This window comes from Phormidium sp. CCY1219 (assembly GCF_035615515.1).
GTDB lineage: Bacteria > Cyanobacteriota > Cyanobacteriia > Cyanobacteriales > Laspinemataceae > CCY1219.
Genome location: NZ_JAJENT010000787.1, coordinates 1 through 522 on the forward strand (window position 1 = coordinate 1; position 522 = coordinate 522).

At 52.1% G+C, this 522-nt stretch carries 1 protein-coding gene; it reads right to left on the reverse strand.

What is annotated here, in order from left to right:
• Positions 1–62: 62 nt before the first annotated feature.
• A complete protein-coding gene (locus tag LKK83_RS24005; protein WP_324633931.1) occupies positions 63–449 on the reverse strand; it encodes a ZIP family metal transporter in 387 nt (128 codons plus the stop codon).
• Positions 450–522 lie beyond the last annotated feature (73 nt).

The following is a 522-nucleotide window of genomic DNA, read 5'->3' on the forward strand; positions in this document are numbered from 1 at the left end:
AGGGGGGAGAACTCCTCCCTACGCATAAATGACGAGGGTTTCCGTTCTCCCCCTTACCAACCCTAATTTCTGATGATAAACAGCCAGATGCGTTTTAACGCCCGCGCACTGGCTCCTTCTGGCCCTTTGATAAAATGTTCGTGGGGAAAATATCGATTGGCAACCCACAAAAACATTCCCCCTAAAATCATTCCCCCCGTCACGATCGCCGCCGCCGCATTCCTCGCGCCATCGCGCGCCGCCGCTTCTATTCCCGGCATAATCAGGGAAAAAGAGGTAGCCGCCAGCATCACGCCGGCTCCAAATACCAACAAAATCCCTTGCACTCGGGGGCTAATTTTCTCCAGGAAAAAAATTGGCAGCGCCCCCAACCCGGTACTTAACCCCGCCATCAAACTGCCGAACAATCCCAGGTAAATCACGGGAATCTGTTGCAAAATTTCTATCATCAGAAATTAGGGTTGGTAAGGGGGAGAACGGAAACCCTCGTCATTTATGCGTAGGGAGGAGTTCTCCCCCTTA